General features: G+C 57.4%; 6 protein-coding genes. 3 read left to right on the top strand and 3 right to left on the bottom strand.

Annotation, left to right across the window (positions count from 1 at the left end; all coding sequences use genetic code 11):
* Positions 1-1,022 precede the first annotated feature (1,022 nt).
* Entirely contained in the window at positions 1,023-3,482 is a 2,460-nt protein-coding gene (locus tag R4P57_RS23030; protein ID WP_317805176.1) for an AAA family ATPase, read from the top strand.
* Positions 3,483-4,156: 674 nt separating this feature from the next.
* Here the strand turns inward: R4P57_RS23030 and R4P57_RS23025 are convergent.
* On the bottom strand, positions 4,157-4,426 hold the full coding sequence (locus tag R4P57_RS23025; RefSeq protein WP_317805175.1) for a hypothetical protein: 270 nt from the start codon (positions 4,424-4,426) through the stop codon (positions 4,157-4,159).
* 1,196 nt (positions 4,427-5,622) lie between these two features.
* On the opposite strand from R4P57_RS23025, the gene R4P57_RS23020 reads away from it, so the two are divergent.
* The gene (locus tag R4P57_RS23020) at positions 5,623-5,928 is read left to right on the top strand and encodes a hypothetical protein (RefSeq protein ID WP_317805174.1); all 306 of its coding nucleotides are present in this window, start codon (positions 5,623-5,625) and stop codon (positions 5,926-5,928) included.
* Between the two features lie 312 nt (positions 5,929-6,240).
* Here the strand turns inward: R4P57_RS23020 and R4P57_RS26845 are convergent, their stop codons facing one another.
* Positions 6,241-6,993 carry a TatD family hydrolase gene (locus R4P57_RS26845; protein WP_411742420.1) on the bottom strand — a complete coding sequence of 251 codons (753 nt, stop codon included), beginning with the start codon at positions 6,991-6,993 and terminating at the stop codon, positions 6,241-6,243.
* A gap of 2 nt (positions 6,994-6,995) precedes the next feature.
* The gene (locus R4P57_RS23015) at positions 6,996-8,270 is read right to left on the bottom strand and encodes a 7-cyano-7-deazaguanine synthase (protein WP_317805172.1); all 1,275 of its coding nucleotides are present in this window, start codon (positions 8,268-8,270) and stop codon (positions 6,996-6,998) included.
* A 125-nt stretch (positions 8,271-8,395) separates the two neighbouring features.
* On the opposite strand from R4P57_RS23015, the gene R4P57_RS23010 reads away from it, so the two are divergent.
* Positions 8,396-8,641, top strand: a complete 246-nt coding sequence (locus R4P57_RS23010; protein WP_317805171.1) for a hypothetical protein — start codon at positions 8,396-8,398, stop codon at positions 8,639-8,641.
* The last annotated feature ends 132 nt before the right edge of the window (positions 8,642-8,773 follow it).

The following is an 8,773-nucleotide window of genomic DNA, read 5'->3' as shown; positions in this document are numbered from 1 at the left end:
CGAATCCATCCTCGAGAAAGTCGCTCGCGGTCGCGTCGCATTAGCAAAAGTCAAATAATTTGGAGACACACCACTAGAGGGGATGGGAATTCCCACGGGATGGGCAGAAGATGACTTCTGGAAACGCCACATCATCTGAACTCCGGACCCGGCGAACATACCTACTACGGTTGGCTCTGCGGTCAATCTGGTCACTTCCCTCGGCAGTTTCCGCGGCTCTGAAAGCACTGAACGACATCGGGTTCTTCGTTGCATTCCAGCAGGAGACCGACTTGCTGGGGTGGCACTGTCCGTACTTGCGCCAGTTCTGCGCAGAAAAATCTCGCCTGAGGTTGGCGTGGTTCAGGCGTAGTTGCACTACCGACCCCTGCGACTTCTACGGCTGCTGACTCTGGTTAATTCGTTCCAAGGTTCCGTGGGTAGCGCTCTACGCGGTTGAGTGGTTCTGTATACGGTCAAGGGGACGGTGCACCGTCGATACCCACGAAGCAGCATTGCTGCGGTATGCCTATCAAACATGAAACCACAGGTGGAAGTGATCTTGGGGCGACTACGCATACACCCACCGCCGCCCCGGTGGGTGTGCGAGTGGTCTGCTTATCCAGGCTTCATTGCGACCCCCGTCGCGACGACATAACCACCAACGTATGGCCGACGAATACGGCGTCGACTTCGCCGAAATACAACAGTTGGCCACCCCGCGCCCCAGCGTTGAATCGTACAAGCGGCACGACCTGAACCGCGGTCATGAGACAAGATGCACCATGCAACCTCGGTATGCGGACTATGCTCGGTCTGTGCCGACGATGTCATCGCCCTTCATCCCCGACGACGGATGACTGGGCTTACCCGTGCACAAAGGTTTTCTGACCCGTTCGCTCGCCACATAGCCGGTAGCGCCACGCTCACGAATCAGCAAGGTCGTAGCCAAATGGGAGCGCGACAATCCCATGGCTCAAGTACGTGAAGTAAGACGCAACAAATCTAGGTTGAAGCGAAACCGCATAGTAATAGGAACTAAAATGGAACCTCTAGACGTTGCGTTTGCGAAGTATCAACAAATTCTTCCTCAGCTGGTTGAATCATTGACAGGGCGCGGTACTGAAGCGGATGCAAGATTACAAGTCATTGACCGCCTGCTAATCGAAGTTCTGAACTGGGACCGCTCTGACATCCGATGCGAGAAGAAGAGCGGAGACGGCTACGCCGATTACGTACTCTCTATAGCAGGAAAGTCTCGTATGGTGGTCGAGGCCAAACGCGACGGTCGCGATCTAGGGTGTCGGTCGAAAGCGGCAGGGCAAGCGTACAAGCTGAACGGTCCAGTTTTTAAAACTCCAGCAGCCAGCGAAGGCATTCGTCAAGGAATTCTGTATTGCGCGATGAATAGTTCAGAACTTGCATGCGTGACGAATGGACTCGAATGGATTGTATACCGAGGAAATAGGCTTGGCGACGGATCTGAGACGCTGGAAGGAATGGCGTATGTGTTCCCAAGTCTGACAGAGTTAGAGGTCAAGTTTGGACTTTTTTATGATCTTCTTGCCAAACCCTCTGTCAATGGCCTGGTCTATCGCCCCCACTTCCAGGAGGCAGAGGGACAGCCAATCCGGACGTCAATCTTCAGTCGCGCCCTCCGAAGGGCAGGAAGCGCGCGTTTAAAGCCATCTGGTGAGCTTTCCAAGGACTTGGACCGCACCATGTCTGAGTTTTTTCAGAGACTCGGCGGCGAAGGGGATGATGAGATGGTCTACGAATGCTTCGTAGAGTCTCCGGAGAGCCGACTGGCCGACCATCGGATCGTACGCATTGCTAGCGACCTGCTCGCGCAGGTTCAACCCATAGAGACCACACATGCTGCAGCGCTCACAGCCGCCATCTCTCGTGGACAGGAGTTGGACAGGCGAGAGTTTGTTCTACTCGTAGGAACCAAGGGCTCGGGAAAAAGCACATTTGTCGATCGCTTCTTCAAGGTCGTGCTGCCAAAAGATGTTGCCGAGCGTTGCATCGTCATTCGAATCGACATGAAAGACAATCCCGGAGACTCACGTTCGGTCGTTACATGGCTAAACAAACGGATCGTCGCTTCTGCCGAATCGGCAATATTTCCTGACAGCCCGACATTCGCCGAACTCCAGGGAATGTTTTTCGATGAATACAAAAGACTCTCAAAAGGCCCCTACAGTACTATGTATGCTCGAGATAGGGAGGAGTTCCACCAAGAGTTCGGAAGCCGCATTGACGCACTGCGAACGAACGATCCGCACACGTACTTACAAGGACTAATCCGTCATGTGCGCACCCAGCGGAGATCGTTGCCTGTAGTGGTGATAGACAACGCTGATCACTTCGATATCGAATTTCAGCAGCACGTCTATCAATATGCGCGATCGCTATATGAAAAATCGGCCTGCCTCGTGATAATGCCAATAACAGACCGTACAAGCTGGCAATTGTCGAAGCATGGCGCGTTACAGTCGTTTGAAGTCACGTCTCTTTTTCTGCCCACGCCGCAGATCGGCGACGTAATACGAAAACGTATCGAATTTATTGATGCGAAAGTTGAGCATGAAAAGCTGCGACCCCAGTCCGACTACTTTGTCAAGCATGGAATCAGCCTTTCCGTAAAAGATCTGAACGGATTCGCAAAAACAATGCAGCGCATTTTTCTGGATATGCCAAACGTGTCGCGTACGGTCGGCGCTCTGGCGAACTTTGATATTCGGCGAACGCTGGATCTGGTACGGAAAACCATGGTCTCACCTCACATCGAGGTCGACCAGCTTGTCGCAACCTATATTTCCGCAGGTTCGCTCACAATCCCGCGATGGCGCATCGACAAAGCTATTATTCGCCAAGGTTACGAAGTCTACCCCGCAGAACAACATGACTTCGTGCAAAATATCTTTGACTTGCACACCAACGTCACAACATCTCCCTTGCTCGGCGTTCGAATTTTGACTCTACTAAGAGACGTTCCAGATAAAGAACATGAAGGGCGTTCTATTCACGTTGACAGTGTTCGCGCATATCTTACAGGTATGGGCTTGCCCTCACGCCCCGTCGATCTTTATCTCGATTTTATGCTAAAGACCGGGTTGATACAGAACTACGACCCAACGGTCCAAAGTATCGACGATTGCACGCTCATAGAAGTAACAGATTCCGGCCTTCTTCATCTGCGGTGGGCGACGGGTGGTGATGAATATCTTTCAGCCATGACTGAGGTCACGCCAATTATAAATGAATCTGTGTACGAGCGGTTGCAGGCTTATCGTCATACTGACTGGAGAAAGCGGACAGCGGAATTCATTGAATATCTGCGCATAGAAGATGCTTTTTATTGCACTATCCCTGTACATCCAAACTATCAGGGTCAGGATCGTTTACAACAGCAGCTTTGTGAAGTCGAACAACGACTAAGTTCCCGCGGCAATACGCCGGAAGATCCGCCGAAACGCCCCGACCGTAACCGCCGTTAGGAGGACAGAAACCACACTGGCTTAAAAAATTTACGTGGAGACAAACCATTCTGGTTTTCATGATCCGTGATGCGCATAGCCAGGCCAGGCTCGATTTGTCAGAACATCCTGAATCTGAAAAGACTGCACTGCAACCTGATTCAGCGCATTTACCGCTGCATGCCTATGCTCTTTACTGCGTTACCCACCAGCGGTGCGTGTTTCGCGCCGATAGACCTCGACTGAGTCAAGGCGGGAGTGCCCGGTTTGCCAAGCGATGGCGGAGCCGTCGGCACCGTTGCGGGTACCCTGGGTGATGAACCCGGCACGCAGCGAATGTCCGCCGAGCTTGGTCAGCGTGGTGGGGTCGTACCCGGCCTGCTCGGCGCGGCACCGGACGGTCTTGTGGATTGCCGCCCCGGACAGGTGCGGCACCAAGGTTCCCGTTCTTCGCGACGGTCCGCAGCGATGGCGCACGCGCAGCGAAGCGGGGCACTCTCCCGCGGCACATATGGTCGACGAACGGTTCCCGCTTGCGGAGATTAGCCGGATGACCGACGGGCAGCCGCCGGCGTCGTAGGCGGTGACGACAACCTGTACCCACAGCTGAGGTAGGCGCAGGGTGGGCAGGTCTCGTGAGACTCGCTGTACGACAGAGCCTTCACCGCACCCCGGCCTTGCTGGTCGGTCGTCGACTATCGCAGTCGGACGTGTAGGCCGTCGAGGCGATGCACCGTGACGTCGCCGCACACCAAGTCCGACAACTCGCTGCGACGGAAGGCACCGTCGAAGCCGAGCAGCAGGATCGCGGAATCGCGGCGTTCAAGCACGTTGTCGGCCCAGCCGGGACACCGCCCTCGCGCGGTCTCGACGAGGATCTCGATGTCGTCGACCAATAGCGGGGCTCTCCGATTCAGCGGCGGGGCTCCCCCGGTGGCGTACTCGCGGCGGATCCCGGACAGCATTGCGGTAAGAGCTCGTGCGCCGTTTGGGACAGGTGCCCGGTGGTGCGGTGCTGTTGTTGATGGCCGCGATCCACGTGCCGAAGGTGGTGACGGCGTGGGCCCGTCCCCCGTCTCTGTGCGGGTTTCGGCGGCATCGACAAGGTACGCGGCGACGGTGACCGGGTGTGCCCGCAACGCGACATGCCCCTCCCGCTCGCACCACCCGAAGAACCGACGCCACGCCGTCACATACGTCCGCCGGGCGCCCTTCGACCGGGACGACTGCACCGCGCCCGCGATGCGTGCGGCGACCGCAGGCGGTATCTGCGGCTCCACAGCCAGACGAGGCTGGAGCGGTAGGGCTCTCAGGAGAGCCAACAGCAGGTATCCGGCCTGGTCGAAAGTCCATTTAGGCAGCCGAACGCACGTCTCCGACACGCCTGCGTAGCAAAAACTGTGCTGAGCTGGCGTTTCAGCCGAGCAGATGCGGAAAGTGCAATTTACGTGCCCGACCTCCGAGGGGCGCATCTGACCCTGAATTCTCAGCTGGGCGGGGCTCATGTCGGGAGTTCCTGCTGTATCTAGCCGATGGTGGACGAAGCAAGAAACCGGCGTGTCCACGCACGTCGATCCACGTCCATCTGAATGCTCATGAGGCAGTTGTGACAGCGTTGTGACACCGGGCGCCAAGACCAACGGGCCTTAAGCCCCTGAACTGCGGAAATACTATTCTAAGCCCATAGAATCGGCGAATTCCGCGGATCTGAAATCCGCTGCCTCAGTGGTCCACTCAGATCCATGGCTGGCCACCGAAGTCCACGCTACCACCCGAAAATCACTGTCTTGGTTCAGAAATCTGGATCCATATGGACTCTGGTGCCCCCAGTCGGACTCGAACCGGCACTGTGCGAATTTTAAGTCCCTAGAAGTGGATTAACCTGAACCATACTGGACTCGATATTTGTTTATTTGCAACGCTTTTCGTGCATTGTCGTCTGGACGAGTCCATCGTCGATCGTACCGACTTGTGACACTCTCGTGACACCGAACTGCCGCCGATCCTCCGACACCGGACAGTCCCGATCGGTGCCGGACAGCCACGGTATCGGGTGGACGGAGAGCGCCATGCCGCATCGACAGACTGTGCGGACTCGTGGCAACGAGACTCATTCGTCGCAAACCGACATCGGCCTGGGTCAGTAGGCAAGTGCGTCTGTGTGACCCAACCGCGCTTCGGTGTCGAGCGGGCGTGTTTCGTCACTGTCGTTGTGCAGCCTGAATTTCGCCGCCCGGCGACCCGCTTGGTCCGTCTTGGTTTTACGGAGCCGGCCGAGAAGGCCGTCGCGGTGATACTCAGTGACGCCACCTGTCGGCTCACAGGTCGCCGGTACTACGACGAGTTCGAACTGCTGTCGTATCAGTACTCCGCGCAGCCAAGTCACAAGGCGCAAACTTGGGCCCGCACACCACCGGCTCTTTCACTTATCGATGAACCACGCACGCTCAAAGTCGTCATGCTCTGACCAATGTCCCGCGATGAGCTTAAGAATCGCATCGTGAGTGTCGTCGCCGATTAGGTCATCGCCAGTACGAGCCTCAATGTCTCGCGCCATCCTTCGGAATGTCCCGAAGTCGCTATGCTCAGGAAACCCGTCTTCACCGGTCCGTTCCCGCAGATTGAGCTCTGCCTCGTCCAACCGATTATTAATGAACCTCAGAATCGTCATTCCAGCAGCTTACTGAGCTCCCCTACGACCCAATCCAGCTGACGGACAATAGGAGAGCCCATCGCGACTCACCCCGAGTGCTCTCGGTGCACCTACGCTTGTGTCTGGTCAGATCGCCAGGAGCGTATCCGCCACTGAGTCTGAGAGGGCATCGATCGCCCCAGAGGCAAGAGCAAGTCGCTTCAGATTTGTCCAAAGCTGGTACCGCACAAGCTCCTCTGGCATCCGCCAGACCCGCGCCAGGCGACTCTCTATCGGCTGGGTTTCGCCCGGTGCTCGCGCTCGCACCTGCCGCGCGGGAAAGTCGGTCTCAGTTAGCACCCGATCGCGCGGCAGAGCCTGAAGACGTTCCTCGCTCATTGCATTGTTAACGGAGAAATACATACCCGCCGCGATCGCTTGCACTAGTTCATCTGGTGTACCCAAGAACCAGTGAAGGATCACACCGGGGTGAGGTCGACGCTTCACCAGGTCGATGACTTCGCCGGTGCGCCCTGTCGAGTGGATTGATATAAAGACCGGCCGGTCTGCGCAGGCGGCGAGAACATCGGACAGTATCTGTTCTTGCTCACCGCGGCCTCCACGTCGGTCAAGGCCAACTTCGCCTACCAGGGCAAACCGGGGAAGTAGCTGACGGAATGTGTCTGGGTCGTAGCTCGCACGCGCGGTGGCAACTCCGGGGTGTACACCTATCCCCCAAGTGAGGCGGTGATCGAGGCGTGCTGCTACTTTCTCGGCCTCAGAGAGACTGCGAGTGACCGCGAAGACGTGCGCATGGCCGATGGTGTCGAGTTGGGGTCGGGTCACGTCAGGTGAGATGTGGGCGTGGCAGTCCAAGCTCGGAAGCCCAAGTGAATTCATCGTCATGGGAGCTCCAGCATCGCCAGCTCATCAAGACCTCGCTGTACAAGGCTTTCGACGCGGTCAAGGTCGTAGTCGGCCGGCCAGGTTCCGGAGTCGATGGCGTCAATGTCGACGCCAGCCTCGATCGCATAGCGAACCGCCTCGATGTCACCTCGTCGAGCGTTGACAAGGTCGCTGAGATGCGCCCCCGAAATAGCTTGGAAGAGGTACGGGGTGTCGTCTTCAACTTTCGCTTTGATGAAAGTCGCGCGGCGGACCATACACGGCACGCATAGTCCACAGTTGAAGTTCGGCGAGCCCGCGAACCAATTTCCCCCGAGTTTGCTGCACGAGAGAGTCGCCGCTGCCGTTACCTTCCAGCCGTCCGGTGGGCGGAGATCGCGAACACTCTCCATCGCCTCGCCTTTGGTCATCCACTCGAAAGGGTTCGAGATGGTGACGTTGACGTCGAGTCGAGCCAAAATTTCTGCGACTCGTCGGAAGGTCTCGGGATGAGTCGACCGTGTGGAGAGGGCGCCACCGCGGTTTGGGCGTAGCGGCAGGTTGATCCCTGTATAGCCATTCTCGGGAACGATTAGGCTTTTCGCACCAATGCTGCTGGCAACCGCAATCCCGAGGCTGAGGAACAGGAAGGCGCGGCTTCGGCTGCTCGGCTCGTGGCGTCGGGTGGCCTGCGCGAGTTGAAATCTGGAATATGAGGGCGCAGGAGCAAACGCCTGTCCAAGCCAGGTCCCTACAGCCGTCTGAGCTCCGCGGATTGAGGTCGCGGTGTCCTTGTGTCCAACGAAAGACGGACTGGCTCCGGATTTCAGTAACGTGATCGCGCCCAGGTATGAATCGAGACCGCCGCTAAGGAGGCTTACCGGCCCACTGTGCGCGATCTTTAGCGTCTCGTCGAAATTAACCTCGGGTCCTGTGGTGACAGTGAGATTCCAGCTGTCGCCGGTAAGCCAGCCTAGGAGGTCCGCGGTCGTGTCGAGAAGGTCGCCGGTCCATGAGTCTGGGGCAAGCACAGCAACTTGGAGTGCGATGTCTCGACTGAAGCGGGCTCCGCGGGCGGTGCTTCGGTCTGCCATGTATGCGCCAGCGGCGATGTGAATGAGGTCCGCGACTTCTGGGTCAAGGTTGTGCAGAGGGGCCAGATTCCAAGCGAGGTCTGACACGACGGAGTTCGTGCGGCCTGGCTTGGATGGCCATTCGAAGGTGGTGTAGCCGCCAACGTCGAAATCTTCGTTGCCTTGCGCTCGCACGGAGTAGGCGCCCGATGCTGACATGGTCATTCGCCTTTCAGAAGTCGCAGGACGTCAGCGCTCATCTGTCGAGCAACCTGGTGGAAGTCTCGTGTTGAGACGGCACCGTACTTGCCTAGGTCGAGTTTCGCGACTTTAGCTTTGACCCATTGACGAAGGCCGGTCTCGCGCTGATGGGCCTGCTTTGCGGTGACAGTGTTGGCAAGTATCTGGTCTCGCAACTCTATGAGGCCAAGACGAATTGTGAGTTCTCCGATGAAGTTTCGGACCGCTTCAAGCCCGGTCACATTCATTGCTTCCGGGCCTCCCGCGAGGAGAGTCTTGATCTGTTCGAGGGAAGCCTGGCGCATTGCCTGTTCGTCCGGGTGGCCGGCCTGCCCGATGGCGATATCTAGGATTCGTGAGTAACGCATTCTGGGCGACAGGGCGTCCAGTTCTTCCAGACTAAGGCCGTAGCCAGCGAGAGTCGCGGCGTCGCGATCGCGGTATGCGGTGGCCGCGCCGATCGCGTTTCCGCCCCGAGCGGC

This window comes from Rhodococcus sp. IEGM 1330 (assembly GCF_033142445.1).
GTDB lineage: Bacteria > Actinomycetota > Actinomycetes > Mycobacteriales > Mycobacteriaceae > Rhodococcoides.
This window is presented reverse-complemented; position numbering and strand designations above follow the sequence as displayed.

What these genes read in the sequence shown, in the direction of transcription:
- R4P57_RS23025 (WP_317805175.1), bottom strand. Translation starts at nt 4,426, where the DNA reads ATGCTGTCCGGGATCCGCCGCGAGTACGCCACCGGGGGAGCCCCGCCG.
- R4P57_RS23030 (WP_317805176.1), top strand. Translation starts at nt 1,023, where the DNA reads ATGGAACCTCTAGACGTTGCGTTTGCGAAGTATCAACAAATTCTTCCT.
- R4P57_RS26845 (WP_411742420.1), bottom strand. Translation starts at nt 6,993, where the DNA reads ATGAATTCACTTGGGCTTCCGAGCTTGGACTGCCACGCCCACATCTCA.
- R4P57_RS23015 (WP_317805172.1), bottom strand. Translation starts at nt 8,270, where the DNA reads ATGTCAGCATCGGGCGCCTACTCCGTGCGAGCGCAAGGCAACGAAGAT.